Annotated in this window: 18 protein-coding genes; 5 read left to right on the top strand and 13 right to left on the bottom strand. The window is 70.4% G+C overall.

Going from position 1 to position 21,223, the window contains the following annotated elements; genetic code table 11:
• The first annotated feature begins 142 nt into the window (after positions 1–142).
• Both ACFVYR_RS10255 and ACFVYR_RS10250 read left to right on the top strand, forming a co-directional pair.
• A complete protein-coding gene (locus ACFVYR_RS10255; protein ID WP_384249993.1) occupies positions 143–1,591 on the top strand; it encodes a purine-cytosine permease family protein in 1,449 nt (482 codons plus the stop codon).
• Positions 1,592–1,726: 135 nt separating this feature from the next.
• Positions 1,727–2,710, top strand: coding sequence for an LLM class flavin-dependent oxidoreductase (locus tag ACFVYR_RS10250; protein ID WP_384249991.1), 984 nt, complete (start codon positions 1,727–1,729; stop codon positions 2,708–2,710).
• A 53-nt stretch (positions 2,711–2,763) separates the two neighbouring features.
• Here the strand turns inward: ACFVYR_RS10250 and ACFVYR_RS10245 are convergent, their stop codons facing one another.
• The 4 genes from ACFVYR_RS10245 to ACFVYR_RS10230 form a co-directional block, all read right to left on the bottom strand.
• Positions 2,764–4,188, bottom strand: coding sequence for a sugar porter family MFS transporter (locus ACFVYR_RS10245; protein ID WP_384249989.1), 1,425 nt, complete (start codon positions 4,186–4,188; stop codon positions 2,764–2,766).
• Between the two features lie 207 nt (positions 4,189–4,395).
• Entirely contained in the window at positions 4,396–7,956 is a 3,561-nt protein-coding gene (gene smc, locus ACFVYR_RS10240) for a chromosome segregation protein SMC (protein WP_384249986.1), read from the bottom strand.
• 235 nt (positions 7,957–8,191) lie between these two features.
• Positions 8,192–8,395, bottom strand: a complete 204-nt coding sequence (locus ACFVYR_RS10235; RefSeq protein WP_055551056.1) for a hypothetical protein — start codon at positions 8,393–8,395, stop codon at positions 8,192–8,194.
• Between the two features lie 402 nt (positions 8,396–8,797).
• Entirely contained in the window at positions 8,798–9,079 is a 282-nt protein-coding gene (locus ACFVYR_RS10230; RefSeq protein ID WP_384249983.1) for an acylphosphatase, read from the bottom strand.
• A 129-nt stretch (positions 9,080–9,208) separates the two neighbouring features.
• Here ACFVYR_RS10230 and ACFVYR_RS10225 point away from each other — a divergent pair, with 129 nt between their 5' ends.
• The gene (locus tag ACFVYR_RS10225; RefSeq protein WP_384249980.1) at positions 9,209–10,099 is read left to right on the top strand and encodes a CAP domain-containing protein; all 891 of its coding nucleotides are present in this window, start codon (positions 9,209–9,211) and stop codon (positions 10,097–10,099) included.
• A gap of 82 nt (positions 10,100–10,181) precedes the next feature.
• Positions 10,182–10,583, top strand: coding sequence for a winged helix-turn-helix transcriptional regulator (locus tag ACFVYR_RS10220; RefSeq protein ID WP_384249978.1), 402 nt, complete (start codon positions 10,182–10,184; stop codon positions 10,581–10,583).
• Here the strand turns inward: ACFVYR_RS10220 and mutM are convergent.
• From mutM to ACFVYR_RS10175, 9 genes are all read right to left on the bottom strand, one after another.
• Entirely contained in the window at positions 10,556–11,416 is an 861-nt protein-coding gene (gene mutM, locus ACFVYR_RS10215) for a bifunctional DNA-formamidopyrimidine glycosylase/DNA-(apurinic or apyrimidinic site) lyase (RefSeq protein ID WP_384249975.1), read from the bottom strand. The two genes, ACFVYR_RS10220 and mutM, sit on opposite strands and share 28 nt — an antisense overlap.
• Positions 11,417–11,511: 95 nt before the next feature.
• A complete protein-coding gene (rnc, locus tag ACFVYR_RS10210; protein WP_384249973.1) occupies positions 11,512–12,333 on the bottom strand; it encodes a ribonuclease III in 822 nt (273 codons plus the stop codon).
• A gap of 7 nt (positions 12,334–12,340) precedes the next feature.
• Entirely contained in the window at positions 12,341–12,514 is a 174-nt protein-coding gene (gene rpmF, locus ACFVYR_RS10205; RefSeq protein ID WP_026165248.1) for a 50S ribosomal protein L32, read from the bottom strand.
• Between the two features lie 2 nt (positions 12,515–12,516).
• Positions 12,517–13,200, bottom strand: a complete 684-nt coding sequence (locus ACFVYR_RS10200) for a YceD family protein (RefSeq protein WP_384249970.1) — start codon at positions 13,198–13,200, stop codon at positions 12,517–12,519.
• A 137-nt stretch (positions 13,201–13,337) separates the two neighbouring features.
• Positions 13,338–14,420, bottom strand: coding sequence for a cell division initiation protein (locus ACFVYR_RS10195; protein WP_384249968.1), 1,083 nt, complete (start codon positions 14,418–14,420; stop codon positions 13,338–13,340).
• Positions 14,421–14,531: 111 nt separating this feature from the next.
• On the bottom strand, positions 14,532–15,011 hold the full coding sequence (gene coaD / locus ACFVYR_RS10190) for a pantetheine-phosphate adenylyltransferase (RefSeq protein ID WP_384250217.1): 480 nt from the start codon (positions 15,009–15,011) through the stop codon (positions 14,532–14,534).
• Between the two features lie 26 nt (positions 15,012–15,037).
• Positions 15,038–15,631 carry a 16S rRNA (guanine(966)-N(2))-methyltransferase RsmD gene (rsmD, locus tag ACFVYR_RS10185; RefSeq protein ID WP_384249965.1) on the bottom strand — a complete coding sequence of 198 codons (594 nt, stop codon included), beginning with the start codon at positions 15,629–15,631 and terminating at the stop codon, positions 15,038–15,040.
• Between the two features lie 70 nt (positions 15,632–15,701).
• Positions 15,702–18,926: a helicase-related protein gene (locus ACFVYR_RS10180; protein ID WP_384249963.1), complete on the bottom strand. Its 3,225-nt coding sequence runs from the start codon at positions 18,924–18,926 to the stop codon at positions 15,702–15,704.
• 84 nt (positions 18,927–19,010) lie between these two features.
• Complete coding sequence (locus tag ACFVYR_RS10175; protein WP_384250215.1) at positions 19,011–20,738, bottom strand: DAK2 domain-containing protein; 1,728 nt, start codon at positions 20,736–20,738, stop codon at positions 19,011–19,013.
• Positions 20,739–20,950: 212 nt separating this feature from the next.
• On the opposite strand from ACFVYR_RS10175, the gene rpmB reads away from it, so the two are divergent.
• On the top strand, positions 20,951–21,136 hold the full coding sequence (gene rpmB / locus ACFVYR_RS10170) for a 50S ribosomal protein L28 (RefSeq protein WP_016642993.1): 186 nt from the start codon (positions 20,951–20,953) through the stop codon (positions 21,134–21,136).
• Positions 21,137–21,223 lie beyond the last annotated feature (87 nt).

The raw sequence follows: 21,223 nt of genomic DNA, 5'->3' as shown, positions 1-21,223 counted from the left end.
AGAACATAAGTCCCGGGAGGGCACTACTCGGACTAAAGTACGATGGAGGTCCCCGCATCAACGCGCGTAGAGTCCATCGCGAATCACCCCCACCGGCGGATCGCGACGTTGCGATCCGAGCGAGAGGCACGGACCCACCCCCATGAGCAGCACCACCGCCGAATCCGAAGGCGCCCTCGAGACACGCGGCCTTGAGCCCGTCCCGGACGCCGAGCGCACGGGCAAGACCCGTGAACTCTTCCCCACCTGGGTAGCGGCCAACATCAGCGTCCTGCTGCTGACCATGGGCGCGGGCCTGATCGTCTCCAACGGCCTGAACTTCTGGCAGGTCCTGATCGTCGCGCTCGTCTCGCCCCTGCTGAGCTACGGCATGGTCGGCCTGATCTCCGTCGCCGGCAAGCGCGGCGGTTCGCCGGGCATGACGCTCTCCCGCGCGGTCTTCGGCCAGCGCGGCAACCTCTTCCCCGGCGCGCTGATCTGGGTCGCCCGCTGGGGCTGGGAGACGATCAACGCGGTCACCGGCGCGTACGCGATCATCACCGTCCTGGACATCTGCTTCGGCGTGAAGTCCAGCACCTGGCTGACCGTCGTCACGCTGGTCTGCTTCGTCACCTGCACGTTCCTGATCAGCGGTCTCGGCCGGAAGATCCTGCACATCTGCAGCACGTGGTCGACGTACGCCTTCGGCGCGTTCAGCGTCCTCGTACTGATCTACCTCCTCGCCGAGACCGACTGGTCCGAGGTCTTCGACCAGCCCGCGGGCTCCACGGCGATGATGGTCGCGGGCGTCGGCACGATCGCCGCCGGCGGCATCAGCTGGGTCCCCACGGGCCCCGACTTCACCCGCTACCTCCCGCGCACCACCTCGAACAAGCCGCTGGTGGGCCACGCGGTCGGCGGCGCCGCCATCGTCGTCGTCCCGATGGTCCTGATGGGCGCCGTCATGGCCGTCTCCGCGCCGAAGCTCTCCACCGCCGCGGACCCCGTCTCCTTCCTCGGCTCGCTGCTTCCGACGTGGATCGCCGTGCCGTACCTGATCATGGCGCTGGTCGGCATGCTGCTGATCAACTCGATGTCGATGTACTCCGCGGGCTTCACCGCCATGACGCTCGGCATCAAGGTCCCGCGCGCGTGGGCGGTCAGCGTGAACGCCGTCATCAGCCTGATCTTCGGCTACATCCTGATGAACGTGGCGACCAGCTTCATGGGCTCGTTCATCTCCTTCCTCACCCTGCTCGCGGTCGCGTTCTCCGCCTGGATCGGCGTCTTCGGCATCGACATGCTGCGCCGCAAGACCTACGACGGCGAGGCGCTGATGGACACCAAGCGCACCAGCGCGTACTGGTACAAGGCCGGTTTCGCCTGGCAGGCCATGACGGCGTGGGCGATCGCCCTGGTGGTGGGCCTGCTCTTCACCAAGGTCGACTGGTTCAGCGGCCCGCTCGCCACCTCCTGGACCGGCCGTCACGGCCTTGGCTGGCTGACCACGATCGTCGTCGCCGCGGTCCTGTACGCGGTCCTGCCGAAGACCCCGCCGGTCGAGAAGGACGCGACGGGCGGCAAGGGCGACACCGAGCTGATCTCCGCCTGACCGGCGCCGGCTCCCGTACGGGACGATCCGGCTCCCATAGGGGACGATCCCGCTCCCGTACGGGACTACCCATCTGACACCACGTCAACTAACGTCCCCCTTCGCCGCCCACGCACGGTGAAGGGGGACGTTTCCATGCCCGCCACAGTCGTACGTTTCAACCTCGTCGATCCCGCGGCCACGCCCGCCTCGCTGAGCGAGCGCTACCGGACCGCCCTGGAGATGGCCGCCTACGCCGACGACCGCGGCATCTCCACCATCCAGACCGAGGAGCACCACGGCACGGCAAACAACTGGATCTCCTCGCCGTTCACCTTCGCGGGCGCCGTCTTCGGCGCGACCCGGCGCATCGCGGTGACGGTGTCCGCGGTCATCGGCCCGCTGCACGACCCGCTGCGGCTCGCCGAGGACATCGCCGTACTGGACCTGCTGAGCGCGGGACGCCTGGTCACGGTGGCGGGGATCGGCTACCGGCCCGAGGAGTACGAGCAGGCGGGCGTCGACTGGAAGAGCCGCGGGAAGCTCCAGGACGAGCTTCTGGAGACGCTGCTCAAGGCCTGGCGGGGCGAGCCCTTCACCTTCCGCGGCCGGACGGCGCGCGTCACACCGCGCCCCTTCACGCAGCCGCACCCGCTGCTCCTGGTCGGCGGCTCCTCGAAGGCGGCGGCCCGGCGCGCGGCCCGGCTCGGCCTGCCGTTCTTCCCCAGCGCCCATCTGCCGGAGCTGGCGGCGTACTACACCGCGCAGCTCGCGGAGCACGGCACCGAGGGCTGGACGATGATGCCCGCCGCCGAGACCACGCTCCTGCACATCGCGGACGACCCGGACCGCGCCTGGGCCGAGCACGGCGAGCACTTCCTGCACGAGGCGCGTACGTACGCCTCCTGGCAGTCCAAGGACATCCGCTCGGCGGTGAAGTCGGCGGCCACGACGGTGCGGGAGCTGCGCGAGGAGGGCGTCTACCGCATCCTGACGCCGGACGAGTGCGTGACGTACGCGCGAAACGGCGCGGGCAGCCTCGTCCTGCACCCGCTCTCCGGAGGGATGCCCGTCGACGAGGGCTGGCGCAGCCTGCACCACTTCTGCGAAAACGTACTGCCCCGGCTGAAGGACAAGTGAGCACGAGTCCTTCGGCCGGGGCAGCTTCCTGAAGAGGAGGGGGCAGCGGGGGTTTAGCCCATCTCCTCCAGGGCCTTGCCCTTCGTCTCCTTGACGAACTTCATGACGAAGGGGATCGAGATGGCGGCGAAGGCGCCATAGATGATGTACGAGCCGGTCAGCGACCACTCGGACATGCTCGGGAACGTCTTGGTGATCGCGAAGTTGGCGAGCCACTGGGCCGACGCGGCCACACCGAGCGCGGCGGCGCGGAGCCGGTTCGGGAAGATCTCGCCGAGCAGCACCCAGACCACCACGCCCCAGGAGAGGGCGAAGAAGAGCACGAAGGCGTTGGCGGCGATGATCGCGGTCAGGCCCTGCGCGTTGGGCAGCGAGACGTCGTCGCCGGAGCCGGACCGGTACGAGAAGGCCCATGCCATGGTGAACAGCGCCACCGCCATGCCCGCCGAGCCGATGATCGCGAGCGGCTTGCGGCCGATGCGGTCGACGAAGATCATCGCGATGACGGTACCGATGATGTTCACGATCGACGTCTCGAACGAGTACAGGAACGAGCTGGACGGGTCCTTGCCGATCGACTGCCACAGCTGGTTCGAGTAGTAGAAGATCACGTTGATGCCGACGAGCTGCTGGAAGACCGAGAGCCCGATGCCGATCCAGACGATCGGCAGGAAGCCGACCTTGCCGAGCAGGTCCTTGAAGGACGGCTTGTGCTCGCGGTGCAGGCCCCGCTCGATCTCGTCGACGCGCGCGTCGAGGTCGATGGAGGTGCCCTCGACCTCGCCGAGGACCTTCTTGGCCTCGTTCTTCTTGCCCGCGGAGACCAGGAAGCGCGGCGACTCCGGGATGATGAAGGACAGCAGGCCGTAGATCAGGGCCGGAACCAGCATGACGCCGAGCATCCACTGCCAGGCCTCAAGGCCCATCAGCTTGCCGCGCTGGTCGCCGTCGGCCATGTTCAGGATGCCCCAGTTGACCAGCTGGGAGACGGCGATGCCGATGACGATCGCGGCCTGCTGGAACGAGGCGAGCCGGCCGCGGTAGGCGGGCGGCGCGACCTCGGCGATGTACGCCGGGCCGATCACCGAGGCCATACCGATGCCGATGCCGCCGATCAGGCGCCACACCGTGAGGTCCCAGGCCGCGAAGGGCAGGGACGAGCCGACGGCGCTGGCCGCGAAGAGCACGGCGGCGATCTGCATGCAGCGGATGCGGCCGATGCGGTCGGCGATGCGTCCGGCCACCGCGGCGCCCACGGCGCAGCCGAGCAACGCGGTGGCGATGATCCAGCCGAGCACGTTGGCGTCGACGTCGAAGCGGTGCTGGATGGCGACGGTCGCGCCATTGATCACCGAACTGTCGTAGCCGAACAGGAAGCCACCCATCGCGGCGGCCGCCGTAATGAAGATGACATGTCCGAGATGGTCCGGGTGGGCCTCTCTGGCTCCGGACTGAGGCACCTGCGATGTGCTGGTCACGTGTACTCCTCGGGCCACCGGCAGCGTCGCCGGGGGTGGGGGCGAGCTCTTCAAGTGGCGCACAACTTCACGCCGCCCACCACCTGAAGGTAAAAGCAACATTGCAGAGACTATGTCTTCAAGTTACGAAGTCAAGAGGTGGGTCGTTGTGAATTTGTGGGCACTTTGAGGCCTGGTTCGTTCAAGTATTGAAGTCTTGTAGAGCGCCTAGCGGAGCCGCTGACTGATCACCTTCGAGACGCCGTCACCCTGCATCGAGACGCCGTAGAGCGCGTCGGCGACCTCCATCGTGCGCTTCTGGTGCGTGATCACGATGAGCTGCGAGGCCTCCTGCAGCTCCTGCATGATGCGGATGAGCCGCTGCAGGTTGGTGTCGTCGAGCGCCGCCTCGACCTCGTCCATCACGTAGAACGGACTCGGTCGCGCCTTGAAGATCGAAACGAGCAGCGCCACGGCCGTCAGCGACCGTTCACCGCCGGACAGCAGCGAGAGCCGCTTGACCTTCTTGCCGGGCGGCCGGGCCTCGACGTCCACGCCGGTGGTGAGCATGTTGTCCGGGTCGGTCAGGACCAGCCGGCCCTCACCGCCGGGGAAAAGCCGCGAGAAGACGCCCTCGAACTGCCGGGCCGTGTCGTAGTAGGCCTCGGTGAAGACCTGCTCGACCCGTTCGTCGACCTCCTTCACCACCTGGAGGAGGTCCGTCCGTGTCTTCTTCAGGTCTTCGAGCTGCTCGCTCAGGAACTTGTGCCGTTCCTCCAGCGCCGCGAACTCCTCGAGCGCCAGCGGATTCACTTTTCCGAGCTGCTGATACGCCCGTTCGGCTGACCTGAGCCGCTTCTCCTGCTCACCGCGGACGAACGGCACCGGCTGGTTGCGCGGATGCGCCGGATCGTCGGGCAGCTCCTCGCCCTCGGCGGGGGGCGAGGGCGGCACGAGCTGATCCGGGCCGTAGTCGGCCACGAGTCCCGCCGGTTCCACACCGAGCTCCTCCAGTGCCTTGGCCTCAAGCTGCTCGATCCGCAGCCGCTTCTCGGCACCCAGTACCTCGCCGCGGTGAACTGAATCAGTCAATTTGTCGAGTTCCGCCTTGAGCTCCCTGCCCTGGTTCCGCGCGGCGGCCAGCTCGCGCTCCCTGACCTCCTTGGCGCGCTCGGCCGCGGCCCGCTCCTCCTCGGCCCGTACGAGGGACACCTCGACGTGAGCGAGCAGCTGGCGCCCGCCGGACGCGACGGCCCCGGCGACCGCCGCCTCGTGGCGCAGCCGGGCCCTACGCTGTTCGGCACGCGCGCGTGCCTCACGTTCGGCGCGGGCTCCCCGGTCCAGGGAGTCGGCCCGGCCCGCGAGGGCCTTGACCCGCTCCTCGTGCGTACGGGCCTGGAGCCGCGCCTCCATCTCGGTCTGCCGGGCGTTGGCCCCGTCGGCGGCGAGGCGGTCGCGCACGGAGCTGTCGGGCTCCTCCTCGTCCCCCGCGGGGGACGCCTCCTGTGCGACGGTGAGCCGCTCGGCGAGTTCCTCGGCCTCCTCGACGGCCTTGTCCAGCGCGTCCTGCGCCTTGGCCGCCGCGGCGGCGGACCGCTCCGCCTCCCCCGCCGCGCCCCGCGCCTGCCCGGCGAGCCGCCCCAGCTGCTGGGCCACGGACGACTTCTCGCGGTCGGCGGCCCTGCGCCGCTCCCCCAACTCCTCGACGAGCGCGGCGCATTCGTCGCGCCGCTCCCCCGCGCGCCGCTGCTCCCGCGCCAACTCCTCGCACCGCGCACCCAGTTCCTCCAGCTCGGCGGCGGCCTCGTCGACGGATGCCTGCACTTCGAGCAGGCTCGGCGCCCCCGCGGAACCGCCCTGCGCGAAGTGCGCCCCCAGCAGGTCCCCATCAGCGGTGACGGCGGTCAGCTCCGGGCGGGCGTAGACCAGGTCCTCGGCGTCCTCAAGGGTGCCCACCGCGACGAATCCCCGAAGGAGCCGCCGCACGGCGGGCAGCAGCTCATCGGGGCCCCGCACGAGATCGGCGACGGGCGGCGGCCCCTCGGAGCGCTCCGCGCGCGGCTCCTCCGGGGCGCCGCCGAGGAGCAGCGCCGCACGCCCCGCGTCCTGCTTGCGGAGCAGCCGGATGGCCTCGGCGGCCGTGCCGGGGCCGCTCACCGCGACGGCGTCGGCGCAGGCACCGAGCGCGGCCGCGACCGGCACCTCGAAACCGGGCGCCACGGAGAGCAGCGCGGCGGCCGGGCCGAGCACCCCGGCGAGCTGGTCCTTGGCGGCGAGCAGCGCGCCGGTGCCGTCCTTGCGCCGCAGGCCGAGCGCGAGCGCGTCGTGCCGGGCGGCGACGGCGGCCCGTTCGCGCTCGGCCGCGGTCGCCGCCTCCCGTGCCGCGGTGAGCGCGGCCTCGGCCTCGGCGAGCTCCCGCTTCGCCGCGTCGTGCCGCTCGCCGAGCTCGGCGTCGTCCGCGTCGAGCCCGTCGACCTCGGCCTTGAGCTGCTCGTACTCCTCCTGGGCCGCGACCGCGCGCTCCGCGGCCTCGTCCCGGGCGACGGCGAGGCGGTCGATCTCGGCCTGCGCCGACGAGGCGCGCGAACGGGCGGCGTTGACCTGTCCGTGCAGTCGGGCGAGCCCTTCACGCCGGTCGGCGATGGCCCGCGCCACGTCCTTGAGCCTGTGCTCCTCTGCCGCCAGCTGCCGCTCCAGTTCGGCCCGGTGGGCGACCGTGTCCTCCAGTGCGTGCTCGGCGGCCTCCAGGGCGGCTTCGAGCTCGGCCTCCTGCTCGCGGATCCGGGCGGCCTCGCGCTCCATGTCCTCGGGGTCGCGCCCGCGCCGCTCCTCGGGCGGCGCCGCGGTGGCGCTCGTGACCCGCGCGTCGGCCAGCGAGACGGTGCCGCGCACCCGCTCGGCCAGCTGGGACAGCTCGTACCAGGTCTGCTGGGCCCGCTGCAGGCGCGGGGAGAGGCGCCGCACCTCCTCCTCCAGCTGCGCCTCGCGGTGCAGGGCGGCCTTCAGTTCGGCCTCGGCGCGCTCCTTGCGCTCCTTGAGCGCGGCCTCGTCGGCGACCTCGGCGTTCAGCGCCTCGCGCAGCCGTACGAGATCGTCGGCGAGCAGTCGCAGGCGGGCATCGCGCAGATCGGCCTGGATGACGGCGGCCCGGCGGGCCACCGCGGCCTGCCTGCCCAGCGGCTTGAGCTGGCGCCGCAGCTCGTCGGTGAGGTCCTGGACGCGTGCGAGGTTGGCCTGCATCGCGTCGAGCTTGCGGAGCGCCTTCTCCTTGCGCTTGCGGTGCTTGAGGACGCCCGCGGCCTCCTCGATGAACGCGCGTCGTCCCATCGGGTCGGCGTGCAGCACGCCGTCGAGCTGCCCCTGTCCGACGATGACGTGCATCTCGCGTCCGATGCCGGAGTCGGAGAGCAGTTCCTGGATGTCGAGGAGGCGGCAGGTGTCGCCATTGATCTGGTACTCGCTGCCGCCGTTGCGGAACATGATCCGCGTGATGGTGACCTCGGCGTACTCGATGGGCAGCGCGCCGTCGGAGTTGTCGATGGTGAGGGAGACCTCGGCGCGGCCGAGCGGGGGGCGCCCGGTGGTGCCGGCGAAGATGACGTCCTCCATCTTGCCGCCGCGCAGGGATTTGGCGCCCTGTTCACCCATGACCCAGCTGAGCGCGTCCACGACGTTGGACTTGCCGGAACCGTTGGGTCCGACGACGCAGGTGATGCCCGGTTCGAACTTCAGCGTCGTGGCGGACGCGAAGGACTTGAATCCGCGCAGGGTAAGGGCCTTGAGATGCACGCCGTCGGACTCTACCTTCAGTGGCCGTTTCACCGATGAAGGTGCAGGGCACATCAGACGGTAAAGGAAGTGGCATATGCGGGAACGCACAGGGGCCGGAAAGAAAGAAGGGACGCCGAAGCGTCCCTTGCAGATCTTGAATCAAGCGGCTGACACGAACAGCCTGACCGGTTGCTTATCAGGGGCAGCGGCTAATCGCGCACAAAGCCCTGTGAATACGTGATCGATGGGATGGTCAGGTGAGCGCAGGCTCCGCCTGGGGTACGTCGATGCTCTCCAGGAGCGATTCGTGAGAAGCGGCAGCCGCCAGCGCGTCGTTCTCCGCCTGGATCCGACCGAGCTCGGATTCCAGGTCCTGGACGCGCTGCTGGAGCCGTCGCATCTCGGCGAGGAGTCGCGGGTCGCTGCCGCCGACGTAACCGAGAAGCGCCTTTGCCATGATGGATGGTCCTCCACAATGAGTGACCGACCGAAGCGGTGTGGGTCGTGAGGGATTCGCACCCGCGGTGCTTGGCACTCTTTGTTCTGCTGGGTCTTGCCGGCCGTTCTCACATGCCAAACAGCTAAGGTGCGCGGGGCTTCCAGAGTCTCACCAAAAAGTTTGACGGTCAACACGATCACGCCCCGTATCGGCGGGCTGCCCGGGGGTGCGCGGCCTGGGAACGGGCGGCGCTGCCTCTCCTGCGGGGCCCTGGGGGCGTGGAGATCATCCTTACTCGCGGAGCCTGCCACGGCAAGGGGTTCTTGGCAACCACCAGGTCTTTTCTGCCTCAGGCAGTTGCCCGGGACACCCGCTGCGCACCCCGCCGTCCCGCCCCGGGGGCGTCTTCGCGGGTCACGGTCACCGAATGGCGAAGCTCTCGTATATGCCACGTGGTGTGTCCCAGATCTCGGTGACACCGTCGACCCGCCCGGGTGTGTCGCCGTCACGGAGCCAGTCGAGCAGCTTCTGGCAGCCCGGCCGTGGGCCTTCGGCGACCACCTGTACGCGGCCGTCCTCCAGATTGAGAGCAAAACCACTCAGCCCGCCGATCTCCAGGGCCTTGGCCCGGGTGAACCAACGGAATCCCACGGCCTGTACGCGTCCTCGCACCCAGGCGGTGAGTCGCACGTCTTCGTTCATGCCTGCACGCTAACCGGCCAATTGCTCTGGGAGCACTTCGTCCCCATGCGTCATCGCGTACAGTCGCGACTCGATGAGCCTCACCCATATGGGTGAGTCACGTTGATCATAAGGACGAAAGGCCAGGAGATGGGACGCCACCGACGCTCCGGCGCTGGACAGGCCGCCACCCCTGAGGACCGTCCGGGGGCGGTGCCGCACCGCCGCGGGGGCCGCGCCTCCGCCCCGGTCCGCACGGGCCTGCTTGGCGTCTCGGCCGCCGTCGCGATGGGCGCCGTCGCGGTCGCCGCGGGCGTACTGCCGGGCAGCGACAGCTACCGCCTCGGCGGCGGGGACGACTCCGGCAACGTACGCTCCGCTGCCGCGCCGACCGGGGTCGACACCCAGGGCGGTTCGCACGGCACCGCCGAGCGCGCCGAGCCCTCGCCGAGCCGTGGCGCCGGCCGCTCCGAGGCCGCCCCCAAGCCCGAACCCAAGGCCGAGCCGTCCAAGGCCGGCCCCAAGCCCTCGAAGGCACCGTCCGAGAAGCCGTCGCCGCGGGCGCCGAAGCCGGACACCGGCAAGAAGGCGACGCCGAGCCCGTCCCGTACGCCTGCGGAGAAGCCCAAGGCCCCCCCGGCGGACACGTCCTCCTCGACCGACGAGGTCAAGGCCGAGGCCGAGGTGATCACGCTGGTCAACGCGGAGCGGGCCAAGGCCGGCTGCCGTCCCCTGCGGGCCGACGACCGGCTCGCGGCGCTGGCCGGCGACTTCAGCGCCGACATGGCCGAGCGCGACTTCTTCAGCCACACGGACCCGGACGGCGCGACGCCGTGGGACCGCGCCGAGAAGGCCGGCATCTCCGGCCTCGGCGGCGAGAACATCGCCCGCGGGCAGGCCGACGCCCGGTCCGTGATGGACGCCTGGATGAACAGCGCGGGCCACCGCGCCAACATCCTCAACTGCGACTACAAGACCGTGGGCGTCGGTGTGCACTTCGGCCCGGGCGGCCCGTGGTGGACGCAGGACTTCGGCTTCTGACGGGCGGGGCCGCGAACGGCGCTCGTAATCCCAGGCAAGCGCTAACCAATGGTTAGCGCTGTGCGGGAGTAAGCTGGAGCGTATGGAATCCCATGGTGGCCGCGCGGAACACGCGGACCTGGCGTACGACGTGTTCTCCCGGCAGTGCCCCTCGCGCAGCACGCTGGAGCACGTCACCGGTCGCTGGGGAGCCCTCACCCTCGGAGCCCTGCACGACGGCACGTTCCGTTTCAACGAACTGCGCCGCCGCGTCGACGGCGTGAGCGAGAAGATGCTCTCCCAGACCCTGCACGCGCTGGAACGCGACGGCCTGGTGCACCGCGAGGCGCAGCCGACCAACCCGCCCCGCGTGGACTACCGGCTCACCCCGCTGGGGCAGGGCGTCGCCGAGCGCCTCCTCGCCCTGATCCGCTTCGTGGAGGGCAGGCAGGACGAGGTCCTCAAGGCCAGGGAGCGTTACGACGAGACGCGCGGCGGCCGCTGACAGCGGGGGCAGAAGTAGCTGGACCGGTTCATCCAGGGGCGCCGTCGCATCGGGGTCCCGCAGCGCCGGCACGGCTTGTCCTCCCGGCCGTAGGCGTCCAACGACCGCTCGAAATAGCCTGATTCGCCGTTCACGTTGACATAGAGGCTGTCGAAGCTGGTGCCGCCGACGGCGAGCGCCGCGTTCATCACGTCCCGTACGTGGCCCAGGAGTTCGGCCGTGCGCGGACGCGTGAAGGTGGCGGTGGGCCGCTCGTAGTGCAGCCGCGACCGCCACAGCGCCTCGTCCGCGTAGATGTTGCCGACGCCGCTGATCAGCGACTGGTCGAGCAGCGCCCGCTTGATCGTCGTACGACGGCCGCGCAGCGCCTGATGGAAGGCGTCGTCGTCGAACGCGGCGTCCAGCGGGTCGCGCGCGATGTGCGCGATGACGTCAGGGAGGCCGTCGGCGGTGTTGTCGTGCAGCGAGAGCCCGCCGAAGGTGCGCTGGTCGACGAAGCGGAGCTCGGTGCCCTGCTCGTCCGCGAAGCGCATCCGGATCCGCAGGTGCTTCTCGTCGGGGGCCTCCTGGGGCTGCACCAGGAGCTGGCCGCTCATGCCCAGATGGGCCAGGACTGACTGCGCGGAGTCGGCGAGCGGCAGCCACAGGTACTTGCCGCGCCGCTGGGCGAGCCCCATCCGGTGCCCGGTCAGCCGGGCCGCGAAGTCCGTACCGCCCGCCACGTGCCGCCGCACCGCGCGCGGGTGCAGCACCTGCACCTCACCGATGAGCCGCCCGCTGACCCAGCGCTCCAGACCACGTCGGACGACTTCGACTTCGGGCAGCTCGGGCATGTCCGCTCCGGGAGAGGTGGGGTGGGTGGGTTCGGGAAAGCACAGTGCCGGTCGCCCTCGTGAAGAGGGCGACCGGCACCGAAGGATGGCGGCCGTCAGGCCGAGGGGGTGTCGGCGATCCCCTCGGACTGCGCGGCAGCGACGGCGGCCTCGGCCGCCTTGATCCGCTCGTCCGCGGCGGCACGGATCGCGCGCCACGCGGACTCGGCGGCCTGCTGCTCCGCTTCCTTCTTGCTGCGGCCGGTGCCGGTGCCGTACGAGACGCCTCCGACGCGGGCGGCAGCAGTAAAGGTCTTCTCGTGGTCCGGGCCGCTCTCCGTGACGAGATACTCGGGCACGCCGAGGCTCTCCGTCGCGGTGAGCTCCTGGAGACTGGTCTTCCAGTCCAGGCCCGCACCCAGGTTCGAGGACTTCTCGATCAGCGGGTCGAAGAGCCGGTGCACCAGCTCGCCCGCAGCGTCCAGACCCTGGTCCAGATAGACCGCGCCGATCACCGCTTCCAGGGTGTCGGCGAGGATGGATGCCTTGTCCCGGCCTCCCGTGCCCTCTTCGCCCCGGCCGAGCCGGATGAAGGAGCCGAGTTCGAGGCCACGGCTGACCTCCGCCAGCGCACGCGAATTGACCACCGCGGCCCGCAACTTGGCCAGCTGGCCTTCGGGCAGGTCGGGGTGGGTGCGATAGAGCGTGTCCGTGACGACGAGACCGAGCACCGAGTCCCCGAGGAACTCGAGCCGCTCATTCGTCGGCAGACCGCCGTTCTCGTACGCGTACGAACGGTGGGTCAGCGCACGCACCAGAAGGGCGGACTCGAGCTTGTACCCGAGCCGCCCTTCCAGAAGCGTGTGGGACGAGGCCGTTGTCTCCGCCAATTTCTTGGCGTCTTCCGCCTTCTTGGGGCTAGACACGGTGCCTCTCACCAGCCGCTCAGACCTCGAGGACCTGGCGCTTGTTGTAGGTGCCGCAGCTCGGGCACGCGATGTGCTGCTGCTTGGGCTCCTGGCAACGCTCACACGAAACCAGGGTGGGGACCGCAGCCTTCCACTGCGACCGGCGGTGGCGCGTGTTGCTGCGCGACATCTTCCGCTTCGGAACAGCCACGGCTACTTCTCCTGCTTCTCGTCGACGCCCGCTTCCGCTTCGGCGCCGCTCATCTCGTCCTTCTCGCCGTCCTGGATGGTGCCAGCGAGTCCCTGCAAAGCCGCCCAACGGATGTCGACGGCGTCATGGTGGTGGTCCGGGTCGTCCGCGAGCCGCACTCCGCACTGGGAGCACAGGCCCGGACAGTCGTCCTGGCACACCGGCTGCATCGGCAGTGCGAGCACCACCGCATCACGCAGCACGGGCTCGAGGTCGAACATGCCGTCCTCGAGGTAGAGCCTGTCCTCGTCCTCTGGGGATTCCCCGGCGTCGCCGGCCGGTTCCGCGGTGCGGCCCCGGTCGTCGGCGTCAGGGTACGAGAACATCTCCTGGAAGTCCGCGTCGAGCTCAAGCTCGAGCGGCTCCAGACACCTTACGCACTCCCCCTCGGCGGTTGCACGGGCGGTGCCTGTGACAAGCACCCCTTCCATGACCGACTCGAGACGGACCTCCAGCTGGACCGGGGCGCCCTTCGGCACTCCGACGACTCCTTCGATACCGAAGGCGCTCGGCGGGCCGGGCGCCTCGATCTCGCGGGTCACCCGCTGCATGGCACCAGGACGCCGCCCCAGCTCGTGTGTGTCGAACACGAGGGGGTTCCGGTGGTCGAGGCGCGTGCTCAGGGCTGTTCCTGCTTTCGAATCCAAGGTTTCAGGGAGGGCCGCCGCACCGACGCGGCAAAAGTGATGCCTGGGTGGGCAGCCTGAGTCGCGGACGTATGCGCGACCGAAGAGCCAGGATACTTGACCATCCGCTCTCGGCCCAATCCGGTCGCTTCGGACTGCTAGCGGCCCTGCTCGTACTGGCGCAGCTGCTCCGCGCTGATCATGGTCGTGTCGAAGAGACTGGTCTCGTCGAGGGCCGCCGGCTGCTGGGGCTGCGCCTGGTGCTGTGGCTGCTGCGGCTGCCCCTGGTCGTAGTCCTGCTGCGGGTAGCCGTACTGATCGTGCTGCTGGTACGCGTACGGGTCCTGCGCGCCGTAGGCCTGGTCCTGCCGGTCGTACGCGTGCTGGTACCCGTACTGGTCCTGGGGCTGGTGCTGGTGCTGGTACCCGTACGGGTCGGGCTGCTGCTGCGGCGGCGCGTAGGGCTGCTGGACCGGGACCGGCGGGGTCTGGGCGGGCGGGCGCGGCACGGGCTGCTCGGCGGGCGCGGGGCCCGCGAGGTCCGCCAGGTACTCGGCGTCGGTGGTGTGCCCCTGGGCTCCGGGGCCCTCTCCGAGGGTGCCGAGCTCGTCGGCGGGGGCGCGGCCGTGCAGGGTCTGGCGGCCCCGGCCGACGGCGTCCAGGGTCTTGGCGAGGACCGCCTCGAAGGCGCCGAGCTTGGCGTCGACGTAGGCGTCGGCGTCGCGGCGCAGCGTCTCGGGGTCGTGGCTGCGCTCGGGGGCGTCCTCGTCCTCGTACCCCTGCTCGTCGAGGCCGGGGCCGGTGCCGAGGAGCTTCTCGCGGCCGCGGCCGACCGAGCCGAGGGTCTTGGTGAGGACGACCTCGAAGTTGGCAAGCTTGCTGTCCACGTAGTCGTCGGCCTCGGCGCGGACCTGCTCGGCGGCCTGCCTGGCCTCGGCGAGGATGCGTTCGGCCTCGCCCTGGGAGTTGCGGGCGACCTCCGTGTCGGAGATCAGGGAGCCGCGCTCGGCGTGCGCGCTCTCGATGATCCGCTGCGCCTCCTGGCGGGCCTGCTCGACCAGCTGCTCCCGGCCGCCGATGAGCTCCTGGGCCTGGGCCAGGGAGCCCGGCAGGGCCTGGCGCACCTCTTCGAGCATCGAGAGGAGATCGGCGCGGTTGACCACGCACGAGGCCGACATGGGCATGGACCGGGCGCTGCCGACCGCCTGGACGATCTCGTCGATCTTCTTCTGCACGTCCACCGTGTGCTCGCCACTCTCTACAGCTGGTTGGGAGACGGACGGGACGACTGTAAGGCCAGTGGCCGCCCGTCCGACACCGGGTGACGAGCCGTCAGTGGGCCCGGCGGAGGGTCACTTCTCGCCCAGCCGTTCGACGAGCGCCTCGTGGACCACCGGCGGCAGCAGGTGCGCGACGTCACCGCCCCAGGCGGCGACCTCCTTGACCAGCGAGGAGGAGAGGAAGCTGTAGGTGGGGTTGGTCGGGACGAAGAGGGTCTCGACGCCCGAGAGGCCGTTGTTCATCTGGGCCATCTGGAGTTCGTAGTCGAAGTCGCTGACCGCGCGGAGGCCCTTGACGATGGCCGGGATGTCGCGCTGCTTGCAGAAGTCGACGAGGAGCCCGTGGAAGGCCTCCACCTCGACGTTGCCGAAGTCGGCGGTGACCTGGCGGATCAGCTCGATCCGCTCGTCGATCCCGAAGAGGCCCTTCTTCGACTGGTTGATCATCACCGCGACGTGCACCACGTCGTACAGCTTGGAGGCGCGGGCGATGATGTCGAGGTGTCCATTGGTGATGGGGTCGAAAGACCCCGGACATACGGCGCGGCGCAACGTGAGTCCCTCGCTCTCCGGTCCGGTCATGGCGCGACGCTTGAGTCGTCGCACGTAGAGGCGGCGCGACCGTACCAAAACGTCCCCTCGCCGTAGCGACGGGACCTGAGGGGTTCGAAACCCTCCGGCCAGCCGAATTCACCGCCTCTTGTACTGCGCTCAACGGTGACGAGCGCCTCGGGCGTGAGCCAGCCCTCCGAGCGGAGTGTGAGGAGGATCTCCCGAAGATCGTCGTCGCCGACGGCGTACGGAGGGTCGAGGAAGACCAGGTCGTACGGGGTGGTAGGGGCCCCGCCCCGGACGATCTGGGCGGCTTTGCCCGCTCTGACCTCGGCGCCGGGCAGACCGACCGACTTCACGTTCTCCCTGATGGTCCGTGCCGCCCTGGCGTCCGCCTCGACGAGCAGGGTGTGCGCGGCGCCGCGGGAGAGCGCTTCGAGGCCGACGGCCCCGGAGCCCGCGTAGAGATCGAGGACGCGGGCGCCGTCGAGCGTGCCCTGGAGGGCCTGCCAGGTGGAGAAGAGGCCCTCACGCGCGCGGTCGGACGTGGGGCGGGTGCCGTTGCCCGGCGGGACGGTCAGGCGGCGTCCGCCGGCGGCACCGGCGATCACGCGGGTCATCTGGTTCCTTCTGGCTGGCCGGTATGCGCCACGTTGGTGGGCTGTCTCCACGATATGGCGTACCCCCCGGTCAGCCCTTGTCGAGGTACTGCTCGCGCTCCGCGTCGAGCAGGGCGTCCAGGGCGGTGCGCAGCGCGGGCAGCCGTTCGAGCTCGGGGTCGTCGGCGACGACGGTGACCGCCTCCTCGCGGGCGGCGGCGATGATCTCCTCGTCCTCGATGACCGCGAGCATGCGCAGGGAGGAGCGGACACCGGACTGCGCCTGGCCGAGCACGTCGCCCTCGCGGCGCTGCTCCAGATCGATGCGGGAGAGTTCGAAGCCGTCGAGCGTCGAGGCGACGGCGCCGAGGCGGGCGCGGGCGGGGGCTGCCTCGGGCATGTCGGTGACCAGGAGGCAGAGCCCGGGGGCCGCGCCGCGGCCGACCCGGCCGCGGAGCTGGTGCAGCTGGGAGACGCCGAAGCGGTCGGCGTCCATGATGACGATGGCGGTGGCGTTCGGGACGTTCACCCCGACCTCGATGACCGTCGTCGCGACCAGGACCTGGGTTTCGCCCGCGGCGAAGCGGCGCATGACCGCGTCCTTGTCGTCGGGCTGCATCCGGCCGTGCAGGACCTCGATCTTCAGCCCCTGGAGAGGTCCGTGCGCGAGCTGCTCGGCGACGTCGAGGACGGCGAGCGGGGGCCGCTTCTCGGCGGTGGCCTCCGCCTCGGCCTTCTTCTTGGCCTTCTTGGGCTCCGCGGCTTCGTCGGCGTCGTCGCCGATGCGCGGGCAGACCACGTACGCCTGGTGGCCCTTCTCCACCTCCTCGCGCACGCGCTCCCACGCGCGGGCGAGGAAGTGCGGCTTGTCCTCGGCGGGGACTACGTGGCTGGCGATCGGTGAGCGCCCGGCCGGGAGCTGGTCGAGGACCGAGGTCTCCAGGTCTCCGAAGACCGTCATCGCGACCGTGCGCGGGATGGGGGTGGCGGTCATGACCAGGAGGTGCGGGGGCTGCTTGCCCTTGCCGCGCAGGGCGTCGCGCTGCTCGACGCCGAAGCGGTGCTGTTCGTCGACGACGACCAGGCCCAGGTCGTGGAACTGGACCTTGTCCTCGATCAGCGCGTGGGTGCCGATGACGATTCCGGCCTCGCCGGTGGCCAGGTCGAGCAGGGCCTTGCGGCGGGCGGCGGCCCCCATGGAGCCGGTGAGCAGCGTGACCTTGGTGGCCTGGTCTGCGCCGCCCAGCATGCCGCCCTCGGCGAGCTCGCCCATCATCTCCACGATGGAGCGGTGGTGCTGCTGGGCGAGCACTTCGGTGGGCGCGAGCATGGCGGCCTGCCCGCCCGCGTCCACGACGGCGAGCATGGCGCGCAGGGCGACCATCGTGTTGTGCGTCACTGTGAAGTTGTCCGTGATGTACGCACTGCTCGGGTGAGCGACGCTGATGCACTGGACCGGCTTCCGCCCGACCAACTCGACGCTGCGGATTCCCCGTCGGAACGTGTTGTACTTCGGCCTCGTGCACACGCGCTCCGCCTTGCGCGTCAGCCGGAACGGCATGTACTCCTCGGGCAACACGATCGACACGTTGAATGCCGACTTCTTCGGCAGCACCCTGGCTCTGCCTCCCAGTGAGCGCACGAGCCAGGCGACGTCCTCAGCGAGCCGGAGAGACGCCGAGCACAGCGAAATGCTCAGTCCGTCCGCCTGAATCGTGCCGCCTGTGTCCAGTAGCCCCTGCAACAGAGCCAGTCGATTCTTGATCGAGGTGTTCTTGAAGATCTCGGGAACGAACTTCCCGTGTGAGGTCACACCCCACAGCTCCAAGTCGCGCAGCACTTGGATGACGGGATCGCGCGTGCCGCCCGTACGGTGTGTCGGCTGAATCGTGTAGTCGCACGCGGAACCGGCCACGGGGACCAGACGGCATTCCGGTGCCACGGCGTCGGCCGCCGCGGCGCGAATCTCCTCGTCGGCCGTGGACAACCGCAAGTTGTGGCGGAACGACCCGTCGCCCAGCAAGAGACCGAAGAGGTAGGGGTCGAGCGGTAGCAACTCGTCGTGTCCCAGGTCGGTCGGGGTCGCGGCGGGGAGATACCACTTCGACGAGCCGTTCGCCTTGTGGAGGTCCAGGCGAATCTCTCTGGTCGTCAGGACCTTCGGCGGCTGGCCTCGATGCCAACCGCAGCTGGTACCGACGATCCAGAGGTGTTCGTCGTCACACTCGACAGAGCTGCCGTCGGAGAGCGTCAGGCGCCACACGTCACGCTCTCCCTGGGGGAAGACCCCGCTGACGACGGCGGTCTCCCCGGTGGGCACGACGACGACATCACCGCTCCTCATGTCACCCATCGGCCGGAAACCCTCGGGAGTCAGCACCAACGAGTCGAGCGGCTGCGCCTTGCCCGATCCGACCTCTCCCTGGAGGAGGCGGTGCATCGGGTGTTCGGTCGCGAGGTCGTCGAAGATCTCCTTGGAGACCTTCTCCTGGCCCTCGGTCAGCGTGAACGGCAGCTTGGCGTCGAAGGCGGTGAGGAGGCCGCCGTCCTTGGGCCTGCGGGCCACGGCGGGCAGTTGCGCGTCCGCGTACCGCCGCCGGGCCAGGGCCACTTGGAGGACGAAGGCCTCGTCCCACTTGAGGCGGTCGCGGGCGGCGGCGATGTCCGTCTTCGAGTGCGGCCGGTGGATCTTCAGGAGGGCTTCGGGGAGCGGGACGAGGCCGCGGCCGTCCCGGAGGGCGGGCGGCAGCGGGTCCTCGGCCTCCTGGGCGCTGGGCAGGACCATGTCGACCGACTTGGCGATCTTCCAGGACTCCAGCTTGGCGGTGGCCGGGTAGATCGGCAGGAGGGCGCCGGCCCAGGAGCCGACGGCCTCGCCGACCTCGTCGCCCTCGGCCCTCAGCAGTTCGTACGCCGGGTGGGCCAGCTGCATCTTGCGGTTGAAGACCGACACCTTGCCCGCGAACATCGCGCGGGTGCCGGGCAGCAGGTCCTTGTGCGGCTTGTGGATGCCACGGCCGAAGAAGACGAGCTGGAGCTGGCCGCTGCCGTCGGTGATGGTGACTTCGAGGCGCTGACCCCTGCCGCCGTTGAACTTCAGGATGCGCGCGGTCGCGACCTGGGCGACCACCGTGACGTGCTCGTCGAGCGGGAGGTCGGCGAGGCGGGTGAGCTCACCGCGCTCGGCGTACCGCCGGGGGTAGTGGTGCAGGAGGTCGCCGACCGTGTGCAGGTCGAGGTTCTCGGCCATCACCTTCGCGGTGGCGGGGCCGACCACTTTCTTCAGGGGTTCTTCGAGCGCGGGCACGAGATCCATTGCACACCACGCCACTGACAATCCGCGTCAGGTCCCCCGGATCGGCCCGCACAGCGCACCGGCGCGGTGCGGCCGGTCCTGGCGCTACTCCACGCCGATCAGCATCAGCGCCGACTGGCGTCCGCCGCGGTAGACCACGGTGTCGACCGCCAGGTACGCCTCGCGCACATGCTTCTCCAGGTGCTCCGCGACGGCCTCGGGCACCGATTCGCCGAGCACCAGCGTGACCATCTCGCCGCCCGCCGACAGCATCCGGTCGAGGACGGAGGCCGCGGTGCGGGCCACCTCGGAGCCGATCACGGCCACATCGCCGTCGATCATGCCGAGCACGTCACCGGCCTGGCAGATGCCCGCCATGGTCCAGGACTGCCGCTCGGCGACGGCCAGTTCGCCGTACCTCGTCGCGCCGGCCGCCGAGGTCATGGCGACGACGTCCTCGTCGAAACGCCGGTCGGGCGCGTGCACGGCGAGCGCCGCGATGCCCTGGACCGCGGAGCGGGTGGGGATCAGCGCGACCCGTACGCCTTCGGTGCGGGCCTGTTCCGCCGCGGCGGCCGCGGTGTGCCGCAGCTCCTCGTCGTTCGGCAGGAGGACCACCTCGCGGGCGTGGGCCCGCCGGATCGCGTCGACGAGCTCGCCGCTCGCGGGCGGCTCCCCCACGCGCGCGGGCACGGTGGTCGCCCCGGCCTCGGCGTAGAGCCCGGCGAGGCCTTCCCCCGGCACGACGGCGACGATGGCCCGCTGCGCACGCTCCCGGGGCGGCGCCGCGGTGGTGTGCGCGTCACCCACTCCGAAGTGGGTGATCCGGATGCGGTGCGGGCGGCCCGCCTCCACGCCCGCCTCGACGGCCGCACCCGCGTCGTCGACATGGACGTGGACGTTCCAGAGGCCGTCGCCGCCGACCACGACGAGGGAGTCGCCGAGCCGGTCGAGCCGCGACCGCAGCCGGGTGACCGCGGTGTCGTCGGCCTCCAGGAGGTAGATCACCTCGAAGGCGGGCCCGCCCCCGTCCTCGGACGGCTCCTCGCACTCGACGCCCTCCACACGCGTGGCGGACGACGGCTCCTGGGCGCGCGTGGCGGGGCCGCCCGCGCTCCTGAGGGTCACGCTCTCGCCCGACAGGGCGCCCACCAGCGCCCCGAGGACCGCCACGAGGCCCCGCCCACCGGCGTCCACGACTCCGGCGCGGCCGAGCACCGCGAGCTGGCCGGGCGTCGCGTCCAGAGCCTTGCGGGCCCCGTCGTACGCCGCTCTGGCCACCGCCCCGCAGTCGTCCCCGGCGTCGGCCGCCGCGTCCGCCGCCGCGGTGGCCACCGTCAGGACGGTGCCCTCCACGGGGTGGGCGACCGCCTGGTACGCGGCTTCGGCGGCCCGGCGCAGCGCACGTTCGAGGACCCGGCCGTCGGCGTGATCTGCCTCACTCCGCGACCGGCCGTCCTCGCTCCGCGAGCCACCGGTGATCTCCGGGCCGCCGATGACCTGCGCCATCCCCCGCAGCAGCTGCGAGAGGATCGTGCCCGAGTTCCCCCGGGCCCCGAGGAGGGCCCCGTGCGCCATCGCGCGCACCGTCTCGGCCAGCGACGGGAGGGAGGGATCGTGGCCCGTGAAGGCCGCGTCGACCGCCTGGGAGGCGGACTCCAGGGTCAGATAGAGGTTCGTCCCGGTGTCCCCGTCGGCGACCGGGTAGACGTTGATGGCGTCGATCTCCTCGCGGGCCCTGCCGAGGGCGTCCAGAGCCAGTCGGCACCAGGCGCGCACCGCGACCGCGTCGAGGTTCTGCGGCACCTGTTCGCCTCCTTGACCATCCGGGATGGACGCAGCGTAGACCCGGGGTGAACACGGGGCCCGGGGCGGGGGCGGGGCCGTCCGTGGTAGTTTCGTTCCATCGAAGCAGTCGTTGTATGCTGCTCCGGTTGCCCGATACACATCGGGACATTCCTCCTGGCAACGCCACTCCGATCATTGCACTGATCTCGGCATGCCGGGATTAACCGTAAGTGCATCTGAAGTCTTTGGAGTGACCCGTGGCTGCCAACTGCGACGTCTGCGGCAAGGGGCCGGGCTTCGGCAACAACATCTCGCACTCGCACCGCCGTACGCCCCGTCGCTGGAACCCGAACATCCAGCGTGTGCGTGCCGTGGTGAGCGGGACGCCGAAGCGCCTCAACGCCTGCACCTCGTGCATCAAGGCCGGCAAGGTCTCGCGCTGACGCCAGCGCGGCCACCTAGCTGGTTGCTGAATCAGCCGGTCCCCTCAGGGGGGCCGGCTTTTTCGTCTGCCCACGCGCGCGTAGCCG

It is taken from the genome of Streptomyces sp. NPDC058284 (genome assembly GCF_042881135.1).
Lineage (GTDB): Bacteria > Actinomycetota > Actinomycetes > Streptomycetales > Streptomycetaceae > Streptomyces.
This window is presented reverse-complemented; position numbering and strand designations above follow the sequence as displayed.